At 70.3% G+C, this 20598-nt stretch carries 23 protein-coding genes and 1 pseudogene; 9 read left to right on the top strand and 15 right to left on the bottom strand.

From position 1 onward, the window contains the following. The first annotated feature begins 95 nt into the window (after nucleotides 1-95). Nucleotides 96-1316 carry an IS110 family RNA-guided transposase gene (locus EV386_RS04885; RefSeq protein ID WP_130412843.1) on the top strand — a complete coding sequence of 407 codons (1221 nt, stop codon included), beginning with the start codon at nucleotides 96-98 and terminating at the stop codon, nucleotides 1314-1316. A gap of 17 nt (nucleotides 1317-1333) precedes the next feature. On the opposite strand, the gene EV386_RS04880 is transcribed toward EV386_RS04885, so the two are convergent. Continuing rightward, nucleotides 1334-2437: an AAA family ATPase gene (locus EV386_RS04880; protein ID WP_130412841.1), complete on the bottom strand. Its 1104-nt coding sequence runs from the start codon at nucleotides 2435-2437 to the stop codon at nucleotides 1334-1336. A gap of 394 nt (nucleotides 2438-2831) precedes the next feature. Here EV386_RS04880 and EV386_RS04875 point away from each other — a divergent pair, with 394 nt between their 5' ends. The 3 genes from EV386_RS04875 (at nucleotide 2832) to EV386_RS18235 (ending at nucleotide 4437) form a co-directional block, all read left to right on the top strand. Then, on the top strand, nucleotides 2832-3542 hold the full coding sequence (locus EV386_RS04875; protein ID WP_242607834.1) for a hypothetical protein: 711 nt from the start codon (nucleotides 2832-2834) through the stop codon (nucleotides 3540-3542). A gap of 9 nt (nucleotides 3543-3551) precedes the next feature. Further along, nucleotides 3552-4226 (top strand): hypothetical protein, encoded by a 675-nt coding sequence (locus tag EV386_RS04870; protein WP_130412837.1) that lies wholly within the window; start codon nucleotides 3552-3554, stop codon nucleotides 4224-4226. A 64-nt stretch (nucleotides 4227-4290) separates the two neighbouring features. Further along, a complete protein-coding gene (locus tag EV386_RS18235) occupies nucleotides 4291-4437 on the top strand; it encodes a hypothetical protein (RefSeq protein ID WP_165399844.1) in 147 nt (48 codons plus the stop codon). Nucleotides 4438-4447: 10 nt separating this feature from the next. Here the strand turns inward: EV386_RS18235 and EV386_RS04865 are convergent, their stop codons facing one another. Together EV386_RS04865 and EV386_RS18230 are read right to left on the bottom strand one after the other, a co-directional pair. Then, the gene (locus EV386_RS04865) at nucleotides 4448-5203 is read right to left on the bottom strand and encodes a restriction endonuclease (RefSeq protein WP_130412835.1); all 756 of its coding nucleotides are present in this window, start codon (nucleotides 5201-5203) and stop codon (nucleotides 4448-4450) included. 128 nt (nucleotides 5204-5331) lie between these two features. Beyond that, complete coding sequence (locus EV386_RS18230) at nucleotides 5332-6024, bottom strand: hypothetical protein (protein WP_165399843.1); 693 nt, start codon at nucleotides 6022-6024, stop codon at nucleotides 5332-5334. A 150-nt stretch (nucleotides 6025-6174) separates the two neighbouring features. Between EV386_RS18230 and EV386_RS04850 the strand changes: the two genes are divergently transcribed. Together EV386_RS04850 and EV386_RS04845 are read left to right on the top strand one after the other, a co-directional pair. Then, nucleotides 6175-6924 (top strand): tyrosine-protein phosphatase, encoded by a 750-nt coding sequence (locus tag EV386_RS04850; RefSeq protein ID WP_130412828.1) that lies wholly within the window; start codon nucleotides 6175-6177, stop codon nucleotides 6922-6924. Between the two features lie 349 nt (nucleotides 6925-7273). Continuing rightward, nucleotides 7274-8367: pseudogene (locus EV386_RS04845) on the top strand (IS110 family RNA-guided transposase). Between the two features lie 48 nt (nucleotides 8368-8415). Here EV386_RS04845 and EV386_RS04840 read toward each other — a convergent pair. From EV386_RS04840 to EV386_RS04830, 4 genes are all read right to left on the bottom strand, one after another. After that, the gene (locus EV386_RS04840) at nucleotides 8416-8775 is read right to left on the bottom strand and encodes a DUF1648 domain-containing protein (RefSeq protein ID WP_130412826.1); all 360 of its coding nucleotides are present in this window, start codon (nucleotides 8773-8775) and stop codon (nucleotides 8416-8418) included. A gap of 87 nt (nucleotides 8776-8862) precedes the next feature. Then, complete coding sequence (locus EV386_RS04835; protein ID WP_130412824.1) at nucleotides 8863-9405, bottom strand: cysteine hydrolase family protein; 543 nt, start codon at nucleotides 9403-9405, stop codon at nucleotides 8863-8865. Beyond that, a complete protein-coding gene (locus tag EV386_RS19025; RefSeq protein ID WP_479729371.1) occupies nucleotides 9402-9725 on the bottom strand; it encodes a CBU_0592 family membrane protein in 324 nt (107 codons plus the stop codon). The genes EV386_RS04835 and EV386_RS19025 overlap by 4 nt, the downstream gene beginning before the upstream one ends. Beyond that, entirely contained in the window at nucleotides 9725-10471 is a 747-nt protein-coding gene (locus tag EV386_RS04830) for an MBL fold metallo-hydrolase (protein WP_130412822.1), read from the bottom strand. The genes EV386_RS19025 and EV386_RS04830 overlap by 1 nt, the downstream gene beginning before the upstream one ends. Nucleotides 10472-10560: 89 nt before the next feature. Between EV386_RS04830 and EV386_RS04825 the strand changes: the two genes are divergently transcribed. Next, entirely contained in the window at nucleotides 10561-11529 is a 969-nt protein-coding gene (locus EV386_RS04825) for a GlxA family transcriptional regulator (protein ID WP_130412820.1), read from the top strand. On the opposite strand, the gene EV386_RS04820 is transcribed toward EV386_RS04825, so the two are convergent. From EV386_RS04820 to EV386_RS04790, 7 genes are all read right to left on the bottom strand, one after another. Beyond that, nucleotides 11513-11944, bottom strand: coding sequence for a hypothetical protein (locus EV386_RS04820; protein WP_130412818.1), 432 nt, complete (start codon nucleotides 11942-11944; stop codon nucleotides 11513-11515). The genes EV386_RS04825 and EV386_RS04820 overlap by 17 nt on opposite strands. Before the next feature lie 112 nt (nucleotides 11945-12056). Continuing rightward, a complete protein-coding gene (locus EV386_RS18225; protein WP_165399842.1) occupies nucleotides 12057-12197 on the bottom strand; it encodes a hypothetical protein in 141 nt (46 codons plus the stop codon). 73 nt (nucleotides 12198-12270) lie between these two features. After that, nucleotides 12271-12996 carry an LLM class flavin-dependent oxidoreductase gene (locus tag EV386_RS04815; RefSeq protein ID WP_130412816.1) on the bottom strand — a complete coding sequence of 242 codons (726 nt, stop codon included), beginning with the start codon at nucleotides 12994-12996 and terminating at the stop codon, nucleotides 12271-12273. Beyond that, nucleotides 12993-13523 (bottom strand): hypothetical protein, encoded by a 531-nt coding sequence (locus EV386_RS04810; protein ID WP_130412814.1) that lies wholly within the window; start codon nucleotides 13521-13523, stop codon nucleotides 12993-12995. The genes EV386_RS04815 and EV386_RS04810 overlap by 4 nt, the downstream gene beginning before the upstream one ends. Before the next feature lie 63 nt (nucleotides 13524-13586). Further along, entirely contained in the window at nucleotides 13587-14357 is a 771-nt protein-coding gene (locus EV386_RS04805; protein WP_130412812.1) for an alpha/beta hydrolase fold domain-containing protein, read from the bottom strand. A gap of 15 nt (nucleotides 14358-14372) precedes the next feature. Further along, complete coding sequence (locus EV386_RS04800) at nucleotides 14373-15086, bottom strand: SDR family oxidoreductase (RefSeq protein ID WP_278025419.1); 714 nt, start codon at nucleotides 15084-15086, stop codon at nucleotides 14373-14375. A gap of 463 nt (nucleotides 15087-15549) precedes the next feature. Then, the gene (locus EV386_RS04790; protein ID WP_130412806.1) at nucleotides 15550-16041 is read right to left on the bottom strand and encodes a GNAT family N-acetyltransferase; all 492 of its coding nucleotides are present in this window, start codon (nucleotides 16039-16041) and stop codon (nucleotides 15550-15552) included. 432 nt (nucleotides 16042-16473) lie between these two features. Between EV386_RS04790 and EV386_RS04785 the strand changes: the two genes are divergently transcribed. Together EV386_RS04785 and EV386_RS04780 are read left to right on the top strand one after the other, a co-directional pair. Continuing rightward, nucleotides 16474-17574, top strand: a complete 1101-nt coding sequence (locus EV386_RS04785) for an IS110 family RNA-guided transposase (protein WP_130412804.1) — start codon at nucleotides 16474-16476, stop codon at nucleotides 17572-17574. A 98-nt stretch (nucleotides 17575-17672) separates the two neighbouring features. Then, nucleotides 17673-19232 carry an integrase core domain-containing protein gene (locus EV386_RS04780; protein WP_130412802.1) on the top strand — a complete coding sequence of 520 codons (1560 nt, stop codon included), beginning with the start codon at nucleotides 17673-17675 and terminating at the stop codon, nucleotides 19230-19232. A gap of 59 nt (nucleotides 19233-19291) precedes the next feature. Here EV386_RS04780 and EV386_RS04775 read toward each other — a convergent pair whose 3' ends face one another. Further along, on the bottom strand, nucleotides 19292-20392 hold the full coding sequence (locus EV386_RS04775; protein ID WP_130412800.1) for an IS110 family RNA-guided transposase: 1101 nt from the start codon (nucleotides 20390-20392) through the stop codon (nucleotides 19292-19294). Nucleotides 20393-20598: the final 206 nt, after the last annotated feature.

Raw genomic sequence — 20598 nt, 5'->3', positions numbered from 1 at the left:
GCGTCAGGAACATGCCCCGCAGAGGGCCGAGCAGTGAGCTTCCGGCGGACGACCTTCACCGAGTGGTGCTCCTTTGGCAGGTGCGGAGTAGACACGTGCACGTCGGTTGGGACTGGGGCAACACCACCCATGCGGTCAGCGTCATCGGTGACGACGGCCACGAAGTCGCGGGCTGGCTGAGCCCTCACACCGAGGAAGGCTTCAGCAAGACGCTCGCGCGGCTGGCTACCCATGGCTGCCCGAGCGACCTGCCGGTCGCGATCGAGACCACCCGTGGCCTGGCCGTCGACAGGCTCCTGGCCGCCGGGCACCCGGTCGTACCGATCCACCCGAACGCGTTCAACGCGGCCCGTCCCCGCTGGGGCGCGGCGCGCGCCAAGGACGACCCCGGCGACGCGTTCAAGCTCGCCGACTACCTGCGCACCGACGGTCACCGCCTGCGCACCCTGCGCCCGACCGAGCAGGCCACCCTCGACCTGCAAGCACTCACCCGTGCCCGCGCCGACCAGGTCACCGCCCGCGTCGCGGCCACCAACCAGCTCGCCGCACTCCTGGCCGAGCACTGGCCCGGCGCCGGGCAAGTCTTCGCCCGCCTCGACTCCGACATCGCCCTGGCGTTCTGCGAACGGTTCCCCGCACCCCACACCGCCCAGGGCCTGGCCCCCGCCAGGATGCGGGACTGGCTCGCCCGTCAGCAGTACTCCGGACGCGTCGAGCCCGCCGTGCTCGTCGCGCGCCTGCGCGCAACGCCCCTCCCCGCGTCCCGCCTGACGCCCGAGATCATCACCGTGATCGTGCGCGCCCAGGTCGCCGTCATCCGCGCGCTCAAGACCGCGATCACCGCCCTGGACACCCAGATCGCCGCCGCGGTCGCCGCCCACCCCTGGGCACCGCTGATCGCGTCCCTGCCACGCGTGGGAACCATCAGCCTCGGCCAGATCATCGGCGAGGTCGGCCCCATCCTCGAACGCGTCACCACCGCGGACCAGGCCGCCGCCGAAGTCGGCGTCGTGCCCGTCACCCGCGCCTCGGGCAAGTCCCACGCCGTGGTGTTCCGCTACGCCACGAACACCCGTGCACGCCAAGCCCTGACCTTCTGGGCCGACAACTCCCGACGCGCGAGTCCCTGGGCCGCAGCCATCTACGACCAAGCCCGCGCCACCGGCAAGCGCCACGCGAACGCCGTACGCATCCTCGCCCGCGCCTGGCTGCGCGTGATCTACGCCTGCTGGCGCGACGGCGTCTGCTACGACGCCACCAACCACGCCACCCAGACCCAGGTCAAAACCGGACAAACCCACAACCTGGCCGCCTAGAGGTTGACTCAGGGAACTCATGCCACGGCCTGCCCGGTCAGCCCGGCCGCGTCGAGCACGGGCTTGAACTTGTCGCGCACGGCGGCGGGCACCTTCGCAGCGGCTGGTCGGCACGCGGCCAGCGGGCGTGCGGCGGCGGCGGCGACGTCGGGCGCACCGGCATCGGCGGTGGCGAGCAGCGGCCCCCACGCCTTGCGCCAGGAGTCCACGGTGGCGGCGGACGCGGCCCAGCCAACGACGGCGGACAGGACGGCCCACACGCGGTCAGGGCGCCCGGTCCAGTCCACGATCGAGGGGTCGGCCAGCACGGCGGCGGGGTCGGGCAGGTCCGCGTGGTCGCACCAGGTCAGGAACTCCACACCGACGCCCTCCCCGATCAACCCGAAGGTGAGCGCCTGACGGGCGGCGGCGTCGTCGTCGCGGACGTTGGCGAGCGCGGCGGCGAGCATGGCCCACGAGCGGCGCGACGGCCACGGCCCACCCGTCCCGTCTGCGGTGCGCGGGAAGGCGTGCAGGTGTTCGGGCTTGTGCCGGATGAACCCGGTCACCAGCGCCTTGACGGCCTCCACGCGGGTCTTGTCAGCGGTGATCGCCCGCGAGGCGGGCGGGGCACCCCAGCCGACCGTCATGCCGTCGAGCCACTCGTCCACTGACGGCGCGAACGTGACGTGGCAGAAGCGGTTGGCCAGCGGCGGGCTCATCTCCCAGCCGTCAGCGGCACGGTCGGGCGGGTTGGCCCCGGCCACGATCCGCACCCCGTCCGGCAGGCGCAGGTCGCCCACCGTCTTGTCGAGGGACACGGCGAGCATCACGGCCTGCACCGCAGGCGGGCACGTCGTCAGCTCGTCCAGGAACAGGTACCCGGCCTCGGCCTCAGCGAGCCGACGCGCGAACTCGGGCGGGCACAGCGTGACGCCGGTGTCGGTCACCACGGGCAGGCCGGCAATGTCTGCCGGTTCGCGGATCGACCCCAGCACCGTCTCGCACGGCACCCCCTCGGCGGCGGCGATGCCGCGAATCAGGGACGACTTGCCCATGCCGGGGTCGGACAGCAGCAGGACGGGAACACCAGCACGCCCGCAGGCGTCGATCACGGTCACGGTCGCAGCGAGGTCGCTCATGACGAAACTCCGTTCGGAGCCAGGGCGGATGGTCAGGCCGCCAGTGGGTTGGTCGTCACCGACGCTACGCACCCCCACCCACGCCAGGAGGGGCAGAAAACCGCCCGCCGGCACCCCATGCCGCCCGTCCCCGCGGCGTCGAACTCGACGCTGTCAGGTCACCCCGGCGGGCGCGGCTGCACCTTCCTTGGGTGAGGGCGTCAACGCCACCCACCCGGTGTCCTGCATCGCCGGCGTGGGACCGATGGTCGGTGAGGAACCTGTTACCTCCGTGGGTACCTTTGACCCGGCCAGCGCCCGCCGGAGCCCCGCTGCACTCCCCCCGCGGCGGGGCTCCACTGCGTCCGGATCCGCGACGCCGGCGGACCCGCCGCGGTGCGCGATGATTCCTGCCATGACCAGTCCTGACGGCGTTCTGAGCGAGGCCGACATCGAGCAGCTCTCGACCGAGCTGCGACGGGAGTTCGGGACGCGGGTGCGCAGCTGGCCCGAGGTCGTGCGCTACATGGTGAGCGCTGTCCCCGACGTCGCGATCGGCGCCCTGTCGCGCGCGGCAGACCTCGCGGAGATGTCCGGCCCCAACGAAGAGCACGTCGCCTGGTGGCTCCGGGACTACATCGAGCACCCCGAGCACGTCGCCGCGCGGGTCGCCACGCGCCGCGAGCGCCAGTCAGCGATCGCCAAGCTCGGGACGTACGTGCGCAGCCGGGCGACCGCGAGTCGAGGGGCCGGGCCGTGGCACGCGACGGACTGCCCTTGGGTCGCCGAGGCGCGCCAGCCGGAGATCTGGGAGGGGACGGACACGCTGCCCGACGACGGGCGGCTGTGCAGCGAGTGCAGGGCCGGCGGCCTGCCGGCACCTCACCAGGTGCCCAATGACGCGTCGGCCCGAGAGCGCATGGTCGAGGCGATCGCGCTCAAGGGACCGTTCGTCCGCAAGCGCGCGTTCCGTGATCGGCAGGGCGTCGACCAGCCGGCCGGGGTCTGGCACGCGGCCGGCTGCAAGATGACCGGTCGCGCCGCCGACGAGCGCGCCTGGGAAGGGGTGGCCGAGCTCCCGGGCGACGACAGCCAGCACTCCTGCCTGCGCCAGCGTTCGGCGTAGCGTCCGACCATGACCGACGCCTCCGATGCCCTCGACGTCGAGCGCGCAGCCACGCAGCTGCTCGGCGCCACCGCCGGCTGGCAGGAGCCAGCGGGCTACCCCGACTCCTTGGCGCTGTGCGCGATCGACTCGGTCTACTCACTCCAGAGCCCCTACTCGGCCACCGTCCGCGTCCTCGATCGCTACCGCGTCGCCCGCCGGCGCCAGGGCGGCGATCCGGAGCGCGACGGCGCGTCCGAGCTCCTGGCGGCCGTCGACGACGCTGGCGGTCCGGCCGTAGCTGCCGAGGTGCTGTTCGGGAACCGTGGGAAGGCTCCTGGCACGCGCAGTGCGCGGCTGAAGTCGGAGGCCCTCGCCGAGGCCGTTGGCCGGCTGCGCGAGATTGGCATCGAGACGGCTGAGGCTCTGAGTGGTGCCGACGAGGCCGCGGCGCGGCGGGCGTGGTGTGTGAGGGGCCTCGGGGCGGTCTCGTGGGACTACGTCCTGATGCTGGCCGGGGTCCAGGGCGTCAAGGCCGACACGATGGTGCGCCGGTTCGTCACTGCAGCGGTTGGCGCATCGGTGCTGGTCTCCAAGGAGCGTGCCGAGAGCGCGGTGAAGGCGGCCGCCAGCCGGTTGGGCGCAACGGAACGGGCGCTCGACCACGCGATCTGGCTCCATCAACGGCGCCAACCGGCGGCCTAATCGGGCGACGGCGGGCTGTGGATGACGAAGCCCGCGGCCGCGCTAGCGCACGTACCGTTCCGCCATGTTCGATGCCGAGGGTCTCGCCGAGCTCGATGCGATGTTCTACCGGGTCGCGGGTCGCTGGCCCGAGCGTCCCGCCCTGGACCCCGTGCTCCGCGCAAAGGCGCGCGAGCTCGCCGAGGTGCTCCTCGAGCACGACGAGCCTTGAGGGCTTCAGATCAGATCTCGACGGCGCCGGTCGCCGCCGGTTCGGCGGGGCGCGACGTCTCCGACTTCGGCTGCAGAACTCCGGATAGCGGCGGCGCCGCTCTCAGCGCGCGAGCCTGTCGGCTCCGCCGGTTCCACTTCACACGCTCGACGATGGAGTGGATCCCCAGGACGACGACGAGAAGGCAGATCACCGCGACGACGACATCGAAGAAGCCCCACGGATCGGGACGAGCGATGCGGTTCACCAGCGCGCCGCCGAAGAGCACTCCCGCCACGACCCAACCGAGGCCTGGGCGACCTGGGTGCTTCGAGGGCTTCGGAGGCAGCGCGCGGGCGGACGCGGCGCGCGGTGCGACGACGCTGCCGCCACCAGAGGACCTGGACGCGCTGGCACGCATCGACTTGGCGGGCCGGTTCAGCGGCGCGACATTGCCTGTGATGTCGTAGGTGAAGAGCGCAATGTCCATCTCGTCGGCGTACCGCCGCGCTGACTCGGAGTAGCCCGCAGCCGAGTAGAAGAGGAGCCGCAGGCTCGCGCTGCGCCCTCGTGCACCCACCAGCCTTTGGAGATCGGGGCGACCGGTCGGTGCGGAGTGTCGCTTCACCTGAGCGATGGCGGACCTGGAGACGACATCGATCCCGCCATCGGGTCCCGTCGGCGTCCGGCGGGCGTCGCGGATGCCGAGCACGTTGACCATGTGGTGGGCCGCCATCTCCTCGGCGGCCGTAGGGGACGTGATGTGGGATCCGGGACGCCAAGGCACCAGCGGAGCCTATGGCGGCGCCGCGACAGTCCTGAACGCACAGCGGGTGAAGTCAGACATCCAAGTTCCGGCGCTGTCCAACCGGTGGTCCCCCGAGCAAGTGCACAGATCACCTGCGGCTCCCAAGGTCAGGCGGCACCGGTCACGACGTGAAGACGCCGGGCGGGCGCCTGCACAATGAGCCCGCCCTCACCGTCACGAGTGAGGCTGAACCTGGCCCCGGCCCCGTCCGCCTTGGTGTGGCGCATGACGTTCCAGCGGGCCTCTCGCAGCCAGTAGTGCCCGCCCTCGGCGCCAGACCACCTGGTGCCGTGGACCTCGAGCGAGAGCGCGGCGCCCTCCCACGGCGTCGTCGCGACGAGGGTGGTGCCGCGCTCCCTCGCCCGAGCCAAGAGGCGGCGCCGATCAGCGGCCGTCAGTCCGCAGCCGGGGCCGACGACGACGTGGTCGACGCCGTCGAGCAGCGCAGCGACGACCTCGGTGCCGCGAGCGCCGACGTCGGGGACGATCGCGACGCGGCGTAGGTCGATGCCGGCCTCGTCGACGGCGAGCATGCCGAGTGCGGGCATGCCGACGAAGGCGACCCATCGTTCCGATGTCTGTGCGGCGGCCAGGACGGTTAGCAGGACGCTCGTCGATCCGACGACCGAGCAGACGGCGCCGGATGGGAGGCCGGCGGGCAGGAGCAGGTCGAGGCCGCCTGTCTGTGGCGCGGCGTCGGGGAGCGGCTCCGGTTCGTGTGACGTCACGCCGACGCGCTGCTCGGCCTGCCGCAGCAGTGCGCGAGCAGCTGCGAGCGTCGCCGCGCGGTCTGCCGTCACGGATCCAGTATCGAACATGTGTTCTGGGTATCTGCTTGAGTGAAGCAATGAGTGGCAAGTGGAACGCCACGCCGACCCGTTGTGCGACCTGATGGCTTCTGCCAACTCGTCACACGCTGCGAACGGCCTCTCCGCCGTGGAGCCTGCCGAATGTACTGTGCGCGGGTGCGCGAACTTCACTGGGGCGGCGGCCGCAACCTTCGGGACCTTGGAGGGCTGCCAACGCTGCTCTCGCCGACCGGTCGGACAGTCTCGCGGCGCATCGCTCGCGGAGCTCGACGAGAGACCGTGACAGCGGCAGGCTGGCAAGCGGCGTCCGCGTGGGGCATCCGATCGATCATCGATCTGCGCAACGGTCCCGAGGCCGGCTCACGCGAGGGCGACATGGGCGACGAACCGCCGGCCGAAGTGTCGGTCATCTCAGCGCCAACCGAAGACCAAAGCCATCCGGAGTTCCGCAGGGTATGCATGCCCATCCTCGACTCACCCGAGTACTGGCAGCACAACGTACGCATCCTTCCTCAGCACGTCCGCCGCGCGCTGATGGCCGTCGCCGAGGCCAAACCGGGAATCCTCGTGCACTGCGCGGCCGGCCGAGACCGCACCGGCATGATCAGCGCACTGCTCCTAGCCCATGCTGGCGTCAACGCTGACGACGTCTTCCACGACTACGCCCTGGCAGTCCGAGCGATGGCTGGGACCGCGGCCCACGGCGAGCCTGTCCAGGACCGACAGGCGACGTGGACCACACACCAAGTGGACACATGGCTTTCCGCCAACGAGGGACACGTGCGCGCGTTCGCTACTGCATCTCAGGACACACTCGACGAGCTCGACGTCGACAAACCGACGCGTACCCGGCTCCGTGCCCTGCTCACCGAGCCGACGCTGTCCAACTGACCACCGTTGAGTCAAGACCGCACCGCCCCCGTCGCACTTCACTCTGTGAGTCTTCAGGTGGCTGGTCCGGGACTGGCTGCTGAGGATGGCGCTGGTCGTCTGCTCTTGCTGTAACTCGTTGTGTCTCTGGCCCGCGTCGTGTGGTGCCTTGGTCCTGAACTGTCCGGTGGGTGCGGGTGGCCGGCGCCATCCCGGCCCACCTCGGTGGCTTGATCAGAAGGCTGTCCGACCCCGCTGTCGCGGACTCGTCGTGACTCATCACAGAGCTGCCCTGAAGTGACTCTTCCCCGGGTCGGCGCCGGCCGTTGCGGCCGGACCCGTTGTTCCCGGAAGGAAGGACCCAGTCGCAGTGACAATCGTCGCGCATGCTCACCCGTACGTCGTCGGGGTCGACACCCATGCCCAGAACCACGTCCTGTCGATTCTGGCCGCCGCCACCGGCGAACAGGTGGACGCCGCCCAGTTCCCAGCTGCCGAGGCCGCGATGGCGCGAGCCCTGGACTGGGTGGCCCGCCGCACCGGCGGTGACCTCGATGTGCTGTGGGTGATCGAGGGCACCGGCTCCTACGGATCGCGCTTGGCAGCGGTTGCTGCCCGCCGCGGCTATCAGGTCGTCGAGGCGGCCCGGATGGACGCCCGCTCCCACCGTGGGGTAGGCAAGTCTGATCCGCTCGACGCCCGCCGGATCGCTGCCGCCGTCCTGCCTTTGCAGGTCGATCAACTGCGCCACCCGCGCCGGGAGGACGGGGTACGTGCGGCGTTGCGGGTCTTGATCATGTCTCGCGACGCGATGACGACCGAGCGGACTGGCTACGTCAACGCGCTGACCGCGCTGGCGCGCACCGTCGACCTGGGGCTCGACGCGCGCAAACCGCTGACGAACGCGCAGATCGTCGAGGCGTCTCACTGGCGGACCCGCGCTGAGGACGTCGGCGCCGCCACCGCCCGAGCCGAGCCCGTGCGGATGGCCAAGCGGATCACGGCCCTGACCGACGAGCTCGCCGAGAACACCAAGCACACCCTCGAACTCCTTGAACGCTCCCCAGCGAGGGTGCTGCTGGAGAAGATCGGCATCGGCCCCGTCACCGCCGCCGTCGTGACGGCCGCGTGGTCACACCCAGGGCGGCTGCGTGACGAGGCCGCGTTCGCCTCCCTCGCGGGCGTCAACCCGATCCCGGCGTCGTCGGGCAACACCGTTCGTCACCGGCTCAACCGAGGCGGGGACCGGCGAGTGAACCAAGCCCTCCACGTGACCGTGTCACCCGCATGATCCATGACCCCGAAACCCGGGCCTACGTGGAACGACGCCTCGCCGAAGGGCGCACCAGACGTGAGATACGACGCGTCCTCAAGCGCTACCTCGCCCGCCAGATCCACCGCACCCTGACCGCCGCCTACGAAGCCGCCGCCAGCACGGCCGCCGGGACACCCGCCCCGGCTTGACAAGACATAGAAGGTTCAGGACATCGGTGACGGATCTGCATCAGGACATCAGGACATCAGTGCCATCACGATGGTTGCGACGCTGAGCACGATGGAGACGGCGGGGGTCACGTAGTACCTGTAGACGCGGTCGCCGGCCTTGGCTGGGTGTCGTGCGACTGCGAGCAGGTTGACCGTGGCGGTTGCGAGCGGCAGGCCGAACGCTGCGACCGCTCGGGGCAGCGTGTTGCCCGGCGACCCGTCGATCGTGAGCTGTATCGGCACTTCTGGCGGCAGTTGGGTCCAGAAGGCTGCGAACAGCAGGACGGTGGCGAGGCAGATCGCTGTCCCGACGACGACGTGGACGGTCGCCGACCGTGCGGGACCAGGCTGGGTCGAAGCGTACGGCGTCCCGTTCTCGCTCATCATGCCGTGAGTCTCTCAGGTCGACGGCGAACGACTGAGTCGCCGGTTGGCGCGAAGCGCGCTGCGGCAGCCACGCAGGTCACGTTGTGCTCAACTCAGCACGACGGCGGATGCAGGGGCGACGGCGAACTCCCGCTCGGGGTACCGCAAGCCCGCAAAGTACCGGTTGGTGTGCGCGATGATCTGCTCGCCGCTGATCGAGACGCCGCCCCATTCGGAGTCCGTCGTCGTGTGCGCGTCGCTCACCAGGGTGACGTCGAAACCCCGTGCCGCAGCGGCCTGCGCAGTCGTGCGCACGCAGTAGTCGGACTGTGCGCCCACGATGACGAGGCGACCGATCGAGCTCGACCCCAGCACCTCGGTGAGGGGCGTTTCCGCGAACGCGTCGCGGTACGCCTTCCTGATCAGCGGCTCGCCATCGGCGATCTGAAGACCACCCGCAAGCTGCCAGCCGGCACTTCCAACCTCAAGGCCGGGTTCGTGGTGTTGCACCCAGACGACTGCGACGCCCTCGTCGCGCGCGCGGCTGACGAGAGTCCGAACCCGGGACAGGACGCCCTCCCCGTCATGACAGCCGGGCATGACGCCCACCTGCAGATCGATAATGAGGAGAGCTGAGCGTCGTTCCGTCATGACGCAATCGTGGCAGACCCAGCCGGGGCTACAGGCTCCTCGAGTGCGACACCAGCCCGCCGAGCCGTTGGCTGCTTGACGTCGGCGTTGGGGTGCAGCCGCCGGCTGCGCAGCGCGGCGGCTGCGATGATCAGCCATATCGCGTTCAGGCCCACAGAAGGCCATGCGTGGTGCGCCGCCGACATCGACCCAAGTCCGAGCGACCCGACGGCGTTCGCGATGTGCACCCGGACGGCTTGCCCTCGTCCGCGAGTACCAGCGTGGTAGGCGGCGAGGAGGATGACAGCCGATGCCCATCCCGTCCAGTCAGTCAGTGCCATCAGATCGCCACCGAGTCCCCAGGCTGCGTAGGCAGGAGTAGGTCACCAAGGCCGGCGGTCGCGAACGCCGCACGGAGCGTCGCGCCGTTCTCGGTGAAGTGAGCCCAGCCGTCGGTGTGCATGGCGAGCGTGCGGGGCCGGCCCAGCCGGATGATGGCCTGCGCGGCTTGGGTGCTGGTCAGGGTCAGCGACCCGTCGACCAGCGGGGTGTGTGCGGCTCCCGCGAACAGGACTGCGACATCGATGCTCGGGAACCGGGCGCCGATCTCCTCGACGACTGCCAGTGAGGCGTTGTCGCCGCTGATGTAGATGGTCGGTGCTTGGCGTGCCTGCAGCACGAACCCGGTTACGGGTCCGGTCAGGTGCTCCGTGCCGTCCGGTCCGTGCTGGGCGGGCACCGCCGTCACGGTGACCGCACCGAGCGTGAGGGCCTCCCACGGATCCAGGCCCCGCGCCGTGCCCGCGAGTCGCGAGGCGGCGAGTGGTGTCGTCAGGGTCAACGGCGCTTGGGCGAGCAGCTCTCGACCGCCGTGATCGAGGTTGTCGACGTGCTGGTCGTGGGAGAGCAGGACCGCGTCGAGGGGCCCGACTTGATCCACCCGCCACGTGCTGTCGGTCGTCTTGCGCAAGGAACGCGCGCCGACCGGGTACTCCTGCGCGTTGTCGAACGTGGGATCGACCACGAACCGCAGATCACAAAAGTCGATCAGCACGGTTGGCCCATCAAGAGGGGTGAGCTCGTTCATGCGGCGAGTCTCCTTGGCTGGCGCGCCGCACACCATCGGCTTGTTCGCCGACTATCGATAGAATCACGCCACCCGTTCGAGAGGCCGTGATGCGACGCGATCCCCGCACCGTGGCCGTCGTCGTGTCCGACGGAGCCCCACTGTTCGAGACGGCGATCCCATTGAGCGTCTTTGGCGTCGACCGCACCGACTCCGGTGGGCCGCGCTACCGGGTCGTCGCCGTCGCCGCCGACGACGACGCAGAGACACCGACCACGACCGCGGGCATCGGACTGGGCAACCTCCACCGGGTCGACGCCATCGATGGCGCCGGGATCGTGGTCGTTCCCACCTGGAGCGATCCCGACCGCACACCGCCGGCCTCTTTGACCGCGGCACTGCGCCGCGCACACGACGACGGCGCAACCATCGTCGGCCTGTGCCTCGGCGCCTTCGTGCTCGCCGCTGCCGGGCTTCTGGACGGACGACGAGCCACCACGCACTGGCGCTGGGCCGCCCTGCTGCGGGAGAAGTACCCAGCCGTGGACGTCGACGTCAACGTGCTCTACGTCGATGAGGACACGGTCGTCACCTCGGCCGGCACCGCCGCCGGGATCGACGCCTGTCTCGCACTGGTCCGCAGGCTCGACGGCGCCCACGCAGCAGGCGCTGTCGCCCGACGGATGGTCGTCTCACCGCACCGGGCGGGCGGGCAAGCACAGTTCGTCGACATCATGCCGCCCCGACCCCGGGACGACACGATCGGAGCCCTGCTCGATTGGGCGCTGGCCAACCTCCACCACCCACTCACCGTCGATCAGCTGGCAGCCCGGCTCAACACCAGCAGGCGCACCCTCGACCGGCACTTCCGAGCGGCGACGGGAACCTCACCCCTGCAGTGGCTGCTGCACCAGCGCATTCTCGCCGCCCAACGCCTGCTCGAGACAACCACGCTGCCCGTCGAGCACGTGGCCGCCGCCGTCGGGTTCTCGAGCGCCATCGCGCTACGCCCCCATTTCCGCCAGATCGTCGGCGTCAGCCCTCGCCAGTACCGCGAGAGCTTCAGCCCGTCCCCCTGACTGTCCTGCCCATTGGCGATCCCTCGCTGCCAGAGTCGGCGCGCACCACTGGCTCGTCAATAAGCCGCTGGTCGTCACCAAGCGCCCCGGACTGGCAACGCCTGGCCGACGGCCCGCCTCGTGCTATGCCACCGAGCACTGCCCGGCTTCGCTGGTCCTCCTGGCCGCTACCTGCTTGGAATGCGAAGCGGTCGTTCGGCGCGAAGACATGCTGGTTGTCGCACATGTACCCCCGGAGCCACGCCGTGCCATCGACCACACGCAGGTAGAACCCCTTGGGGAAGTCGTGATCTGCCTCCACCGGTTCAGACGCAACCGTGACCGAGCCTGAGGGTGCGCGCCCCGACGGCATCACGGCGTCGGGCGCCGCCGCCTGATCGTCGAACGCGAGCCTCAGGTACGGACCGGTGTCCACGGGGCCGAGGCTGAGCCCTTGCCGTCGCGCCGCGTCGAAGATGGTCAGGTACGTCGCTCCCCGCGTGAGTCCGAGATCTGCGACGGATCGGGTCGTCACAACGATGGGTCGCTCAGGGCGCGCAGTCGAACGCTGCAGAGTTGAGGAGAACCTGGGCATGAGGGTTCAGCCGGACCCCGGCAACTGTCAGGCGATCCATCAACGCCTCTCGCGTCAGGCCACCGACAAGGATCTCTGTGGGGTCGAGGTTCACCACCGCACCCTACGGGCTGCTGCACTTGTCGGGCTCAGACCGGACCTCGCGGCGACCTTCACTCTGTGAGTCTTCAGGTGGCTGGTCCGGGACTGGGGGCCTCGACCGAGGGAACGGGGCCATCGTGGCCAAGGTCCTTGCGGGCTCGCCACAACAGCATCGCCCCGGCCAGCTCCTGAGCTCGTTCGGAGGTCTCGGCGGTGATGGCGCGCACCGCGAGCACAGTGTGCGAGGAGTGGCCGTCCTCACCAGCGGCGGCCTGATAGGCGGCTGCTGCTGCTTCGCCGCCGCGCGGGACGAAGAAGTGGCCGTGTGCGTAGCCCGCTCCGACGCGGCCGACGAGGGGTGCGCTCGAGCCTCCGGCGCCAAGCACCCACACCCGGCTGGCCGGTTCGCCCGGTACCTCGTCATGCTCGGCGCCGAGGCTGCGGACCAGAGCAGCGATCTTCGCGGCGTAGTAGGGGTCCTCGAGCGTCGCTCGTCCCACACCGGTGTCGATCCGGTCACCGTGGACGTGGGTGAGCAGGCTCATCACCTCGGCGACCTTCTCCGCCGGACAGAGGGGAAGCAGGATCCCGCCGGTGCCGACCCGGATTCGCGTGGTGCGCTCGGCTGCCAGCGCAGCCATCATCTCCGGTGCGGTGCTGGCGAACGACGCAGAGCGATGATGCTCGGCAAACCAAATGCGGTGGTAGCCGAGCGCTTCGGCCTCGACGGCGAGCCGTAGACCGCTGTCGACGGCCTTCACTGCGGGAGTGTGGTCGGTGATCGGGACCTGATCCAGGATCGAGAGCCTCATGCCGTTGCCACCTGCTCTGCGGCCGGGTGGACGCCGGGCACGAGGCGCCAGTCGCCACCGACCTGGAACACGAGATTGTGGATGTCACCTCCGGCGATGGTGCGCAGCACCGGCACGAGCTCCTCGGCATGGGCGGGCTCGGCCACGTTCAGCGGCCACTCGCCGAGGGTCGCGCCGCGCAGGTGCGGGTGATGGAACCCCGCCCCGTAGGTAGCGATGAGGCTGATCGGGGCAATGCTCGCGGCCCGCTGCTCGGGCCAGGTCAGCAGCCAGGACGCGATCAGCCCGCCCCGCTGATCGCGGTGGAGACCGGTGGCGTGGATCTTCCCGCTGCCCGCGAGCAGGTGCTCGTTGAACTCCGCCAGGACTCGCCGGGCGGAGGAGTCGAGGAGTTGTACGGCCTCGGCGAACACGGACTCCTTGCCGGCTCGGGTGATATGGCCGAAGTGGTTTCCGTCGCGCAGATCGATGAAGTGCCGGGTCAATGCCTCCAGCGGTGCCGGCGCGGCAGTGGTGTTGGTGGTCATGGCTGGGTTCCTTCCAGATGCTTCGCGAGTTGATCCGCAGCGGGCGCCACGAATCGGTTTGGTTCACACAGCGGAGGGTTCGTTCAGCGCGGCGGTGACCGCCTGGAGAACGGTGCCGGCCGGGTTCAGCAGGTCGGCGTGCGGCACACCCGGCAGCAGGTGCAGGGTGGTCGGCACCGCACCGGTTCGAAGCCGTTCGGCGTAGGCGGTCACGTCGTCGCGCACCGGATCGTCCTCGCCGACCACCAGCACGACCGGTCCCAGCCCGGCCAGACTCGGTACTTCGAGTGGTGCCGGCGGGCACGGGGCATCCGGGGTCCTGGTGTCGAGCCACGACCGCCACGCGGCTCGCAGCTGCGCAGCATTCGGGAAAGCACCCCGCACGGCGGTGTAGGAGGGGCGGGCGCAGCTCGGGTCGAGTGGCGGATACGCCAGAAGTTGCGGCGGCACCGGGCCGCCGGCGTCGCGCCGCGCGATCGCGGCGATTGCGGCGATCGTTCCGCCGGCGCTGTCGCCGCCGATGACGATCGGCAGGTTTCCGGCGTGGGCTTGTGCCCACTCGATCGCGGCGAGCATGTCGAGCACCGCGGCCGGGAACCGGTGCGCGGGCGCGAGGCGGTAGTCCACCGACGCGAGCGCCCACCCGGAGTGCGCGGCGAGCGCGGCGGTCACGGGCGCCCAGGCCGCAGCGGAGCCGTGCTGCCAGGAGCCGCCGTGCGCCCACACGAGCAGACCCAACGACGTGCTCGGGCGGTGGGTCAGGATCGGCACCTGCGTGCCGTCAGACGCGACAGTGCTCGTGAAGGCCGTCTCGAGGGCGGTGATCGTGGTCATGCTGCGCCTGCCCTGTCAGATCTGGCGCAGTGCGCCGCCGTCGACCGACCACTCCGCACCAGTCACCTGCGTCGCTCTCGGCGAGAGGAGGTAGGCGATCACGCCGGCGACGTCCTCAGGCCGCCCGATCCTGCCGGTCGGCAGGCGCCGCTCCTCCCGGATGAACCGGTCGACTGCGGCATCCGGGTCGGTGCCGAAGCGGGCGGCGAGCTGATCGGCGAACCCGCCGGGCGCGTCGAACAGCGTGGTGCGGGTCGGGCCGGGCGAGACGACGTTCGAACGGACACCCGACGCACCGAGCTCGATCGCCAGGGACTTCGACAACGACAGCACCGCCGCCTTCGACGCCGCATACGCAGCCATGGTCGGATCGGGCATCCGGGCAGCCTCACTGCCGAGATGAACGATGCTCGCACCCGCCACGTTCTCCCGCATGACAGGGATCACCATCCTGGTGAGCCTGGCGACGGCGAACAGGTTCACCTCGAACGTCGCAGCCCACAGCTCGTCCTCGATAGCGGCGAACGAGTCGCGGGTGTCGAACAGGGCGGCGTTGTTCACCAACCCGTCGATGCGCCCATGCCGGTCAAGCGCCCGTTGCACAAGGCGGGCGGCGGCTGCCGGGTCGGCCAGGTCGGCGGCAGCGAACTCCGCGCCCTCCGGCAGCACGCCGTCGCCGGGAGCGTTGCGGGCGACGGCGATCACACGGGCACCCTCGCCGGTCAGCACACGGGTGCAGCGCGCAGGACGTCCTCTGATGCCGTAATCCGAGGCTGCAGGAGACCCCGCTCAAGATGAGCGTCCGGGCGTCGGCGGCTGCCGGCGGTCATCTTCAGGCGTAGGACCTTGAGTGCGTCGTCGACGTCGTCGTCGGCGTGAACGTCGATCGGGACTGGCGGGGTGCGCCCGACCTTCGGTTCCTCCGCCACCTGCCTGTGCAGGCGCGGGCTGGTGACCGTGCGCGGGATCGATTTGAGACCGACGCCGACGCGATCGCCTGGACGCGAAGGGCAGTCCACGTCGAGTTCATCGACAAGCACGGGCGCAAGGACTCGGCATGGGTGTGGGCCAGCGCCGTCGCCCGACGCTGACCGGCGTTCCTACGCAGCGGCGAGGGCCCGGAGCTCTGCCAACAAACGACCGATTCTGAGGCGCGCCAGAATCGAGTTCTGGACGTTTCGAAACCTAGGGATCACGCGGGTGCTGTGCTGGCTCGCTCGAGGTCCAGGGCCATCCAGACGTTGGCCGGACCACCGATGTCATCAGGGCCTCGGTGAGTCTCAACGAAACCGTGACCTGTGTAGAAGTCGCGCGCTCGGACGTTGCCGTCCTTGTACGCGAGACGAACCGCGCGGACATCGCCGCGGTGCTGAGAGATCGCTGCTCGCAGCAGCGCCGACCCCGCGCCTGCCCGCTGAGCTTCCGGGGCCACGTAGAGCTTCCAGACGTCCAACACCTCGTCATCGACGACGCCGAGCAACATCCCAACGACTCGCCCGTCTGACTCGACCACACATACGCGGCCAGCAACGATCGCAGACAGCATGTCGTGCCTCTTCCACCACAGCGCAAGCCCGCGGCGGACATATTCAGCCCCGGCAAGGGACGTGTACGTGGCATCCCAGCTCCGCGCCCCGACGTCGAGGACTGCGTCTAGATCGTCCGAGGTCGCGGCTCGGACCATGGGACGCCGTTCGTTTGCCGACGCAGGAATCACCGGAGCACGCTACCTCGCTCACTGCTGCTCCTGGGTCTGTACGGTCTGCGGCTCTGGCGCACTTTAGGTGGTGGCTGCGGGCGGTTGTGAAGTCTGTGAGTCTTCGGGTGGCTGGTCTGGGACTGGCTGCTGAGGATGGCGTCGGTCGTCTGGCTCGGGCGTGACTCTTGTGATGTCTGGCCTCCGCGAGGAGTGCCCTTCCTGAGATCTGTCCGCCTGGGCTGGGTGGCCGACGCCGTTCCGGCCCGCCTTGGTGGCTTGATCAGAAGACTGTCCGACCCCTGCGGTGACGCGGGTGCCGTGACTCATCACAGACCTGCCCTGAAGCGACTTCCTCCCGGACCGGCGCCGGCCATCGACGGCCGGACCGTTCCGGAACGAGGAAGGACACCGACCGTCGTGACTATCGTTGCGCACGCTCATCCGTTCGTCATCGGCGTGGACACCCACGCCAAGAATCACGCCTTGTCGATCCTCGCGGCGCCGGTCGGCGAGGTCGTCGACGATGGGGAGTTCCCCACCACGACCGCCGGGATCGGCCGCGCGATCGCGTGGGCTGGCCGCCGCACGCGTGGAGGCCAGGACGTGCTGTGGGTGGTCGAGTGCTCCGCCACCTACGGCGCGCAGCTCGCCAACGCGGTGCGTGCCGCCGGCTACGAGGTCGTCGAGGCCGCCCGCATGAGCGCCAGGGCCAGCCGCGGGGTGGGCAAGTCCGACCCGCTCGACGCTCGTCGGATCGCCGCCGCGGTCCTTCCGCTGGAGACCAGCAGGCTGCGCCGCCTGCGTGAGGGCCAGGGCGTGCGCGCCGCACTGCGCGTCGCGATCACCGCCCGCGACACCATGTCCGGCGAGCGCACCGCGGCCCTCAACACGCTGACGGCGCTGGCGCGCGTCATGGATCTGGGGATCGACGCCCGCAAGCCCTTGACCACCACCCAGGTCCTGGAGGCCTCGAGGTGGCGCACCCGGGCCGAGGACGTGGCCGCCGCGACCGCGCGCGCTGAGGCTGTCCGTCTCGCCAGACGCGTGGTCGAACTCGAGGACGACCTGACGGAGAACACCAAGACCCTGACCACCCTGCTCCGCCAGAGCCCCGCCCGGGTACTGCTCGAGATGCCAGGGATCGGCCCGGTGACCGCCGCGGTCGTGATGGCGGCCTGGTCCCACCCCGGGCGGCTGCGTGACGAGGCGGCCTTCGCCTCGCTCGCCGGGGTCAACCCGATCCCGGCGTCCTCCGGGAACACGGTGCGCCATCGGCTCAACCGCGGGGGCGACCGCCGCCTGAACCAGGCGCTGCACATGGCCGTGGTCGTCCGCATGCGCTGGGACACCGAGACCAAGGCCTACGTCGAGCGGCGCACCGCCGAAGGCCGCACCAAACGCGAGTTCCGCCGCAACCTCAAGCGATACCTCGCCCGCCAGGTCTACCGCGCACTCACCACCGCGTCCCGAACGCCAGTTCCAACGCTCGCCCCTGCCGCCCCGACTTGCGGAACATAGAAGAATCTCAGGACATCGTGGACGGTTCTGTCTCATGACATCGTGCACAGTCTGTCTCGGGACATCGTGGACACATCGGTCGTGTGGTCGTCTCGGGCATGGACTTCAATCACGTGCCCGCGGACGTGCGGTGGGCGATCGCGAACTGGCCCGAAGACGCCGAGCGGGGGGCGGTGACGCGCTTCTGCGAGCGGCACGAGATCAGCCGGTCGGTGTTCTACAAGATCCGGCGGTTGGCTCTTGAGGTAGGGCCGGTCGGAGCCACCGAGCCGGGCTCACGACGGCCGCACGCGAGCCCGACACGCACCGACGAGGGCGTTGTCGAGCACGCGATCGCGGTACGCGCCTGGCTCGTCGAGCAGGGCCTGGACGCCGGCCCGCTGTCGGTGCGGGCGCGGATGCGCCGGCAGGGCCTGAACCCGCCGTCACGCGCCACGCTGGCTCGCGCGTTCGCTGCCGCAGGAGTCTCCAGGCCGGAGCCGCGTAAGCGGCCGAGGGCGGCGAACCGCAGGTTCGTCTACCCGGCCCCGAACTGCTGCTGGCAGATCGACGCGTTCACCTGGTCCCTGGCGGACGGGACCACGGTCGCGGTCCATCAGGTCATCGACGACCACTCCCGCATGGCTGTGGGAACCCTCGTCGCCGACGGGGAGACGGCGAAGGCCGCCGTGCAAGTCGTCTCGACCGCGATCCGCCGCTGGGGCGTCCCGCAACGCCTGCTCTCGGACAACGGGCTCGCGTCGGGCCCCACCCGGCGCGGGTTCACCGGCAAGCTCGTCGACTACCTGATCGATCTCGGGGTCAAGCCGATCACCGGGAAGCCGGACAAGCCCACGACCCAGGGCAAGAACGAACGCTTCCACCAGACCCTGCAGAAGTGGCTCAACGCACGCCCACCTGCGAAGACGATCGCCGGTCTGCAGGCGCTCGTCGACGAGTTCGACGCCTACTACAACCACGAGCGCGCCCACCAGGCGATCGACGGCCTCACCCCGGCCGAGGCGTGGGCCGCCACCGCCCCAGCGCCGGAGCCGACCCCGCAACCGCGGATGCCGCCCGTCCCGCCCCGAGCGGCCCGGCCCCCTGCGGTCATCAGCCCGTCGACCATCGACCCGAACCCACCAGCACCAGGCCCGGCCGCCTCGCCCGTGCGCCGCCCACGCCTGACCCGCCCCGGCCCCGAGGGCGCCGCAGACGCCCGAGTCCGCACGAACGGGCAGGTCACGATGCTGGGCTGCCTGTTCTACATCTCGACCGACCGCGCCGGCCAGAGCGTGCGCGTCGTCTGGAACACCTCGACCATCGAGTTCCTCACCCACGACGGCGAGTCCCTGACCCACTACCCGCGCCCGACGTCGACGGGCTGGTACTACGGCCCCCGCAACCCGGACGGGTTCCCCCTCGCCAGCATCCCCCAGACCCCGACCGCCGGCGCACCCGACGCCGTCGAACGCACCGTCTCCAAGGGCGGATACGTCGGCGCGCTCGGCTGCAAGTTCTACGCCTCCACCACACGCCAAGGGCAGAAGGTCACCCTCGCCTGGAGCCAGGACACCGTCACGATCACCGACACCACAGGCGCCGAGATCTACCGCTACGCCAGACCCACCCAGACCGGAACCTGGCACGGCCCCCGCCAACCGCCCACGAAGTCCTGAGACACACGAATGTGCACGATGTCTTGAGACACATTCGTCCACGATGTCCTGAGATTCTTCTATGTTCCGCAAGTCGGGGCGGCAGGGGTCAGCGTTGGAGCTGGCGTTCGGGACGCGGTGGTGAGTGCGCGGTAGACCTGGCGGGCGAGGTATCGCTTGAGGTTGCGGCGGAACTCGCGTTTGGTGCGGCCTTCGGCGGTGCGCCGCTCGACGTAGGCCTTGGTCTCGGTGTCCCAGCGCATGCGGACGACCACGGCCATGTGCAGCGCCTGGTTCAGGCGGCGGTCGCCCCCGCGGTTGAGCCGATGGCGCACCGTGTTCCCGGAGGACGCCGGGATCGGGTTGACCCCGGCGAGCGAGGCGAAGGCCGCCTCGTCACGCAGCCGCCCGGGGTGGGACCAGGCCGCCATCACGACCGCGGCGGTCACCGGGCCGATCCCTGGCATCTCGAGCAGTACCCGGGCGGGGCTCTGGCGGAGCAGGGTGGTCAGGGTCTTGGTGTTCTCCGTCAGGTCGTCCTCGAGTTCGACCACGCGTCTGGCCAGACGGACAGCCTCAGCGCGCGCGGTCGCGGCGGCCACGTCCTCGGCCCGGGTGCGCCACCTCGAGGCCTCCAGGACCTGGGTGGTGGTCAAGGGCTTGCGGGCGTCGATCCCCAGATCCATGACGCGCGCCAGCGCCGTCAGCGTGTTGAGGGCCGCGGTGCGCTCGCCGGACATGGTGTCGCGGGCGGTGATCGCGACGCGCAGTGCGGCGCGCACGCCCTGGCCCTCACGCAGGCGGCGCAGCCTGCTGGTCTCCAGCGGAAGGACCGCGGCGGCGATCCGACGAGCGTCGAGCGGGTCGGACTTGCCCACCCCGCGGCTGGCCCTGGCGCTCATGCGGGCGGCCTCGACGACCTGGAAGCCGGCGGCACGCACCGCGTTGGCGAGCTGCGCGCCGTAGGTGGCGGAGCACTCGACCACCCACAGCACGTCCTGGCCTCCACGCGTGCGGCGGCCAGCCCACGCGATCGCGCGGCCGATCCCGGCGGTCGTGGTGGGGAACTCCCCATCGTCGACGACCTCGCCGACCGGCGCCGCGAGGATCGACAAGGCATGCTTCTTGGCGTGGGTGTCCACGCCGATGACGAACGGATGAGCGTGCGCAACGATAGTCACGACGGTCGGTGTCCTTCCTCGCTCCGGAACGGTCCGGCCGTCGATGGCCGGCGCCGGTCCGGGAGGAAGTCGCATCAGGGCAGGTCTGTGATGAGTCACGACACCCGCGTCACCGCAAAGGGTCGGACAGTCTTCTGATCAAGCCACCAAGGCGGGCCGGAACGGCGTCGGCCACCTGGCCCAGGCGGACAGATCTCAGGAAGGGC

The sequence above is a fragment of the Xylanimonas ulmi genome, assembly GCF_004216535.1.
GTDB classification, from domain to species: domain Bacteria; phylum Actinomycetota; class Actinomycetes; order Actinomycetales; family Cellulomonadaceae; genus Xylanimonas; species Xylanimonas ulmi.
The sequence above is the reverse complement of the archived record's forward strand: the minus strand, read 5'-3'. Positions and strand labels throughout refer to the sequence as shown.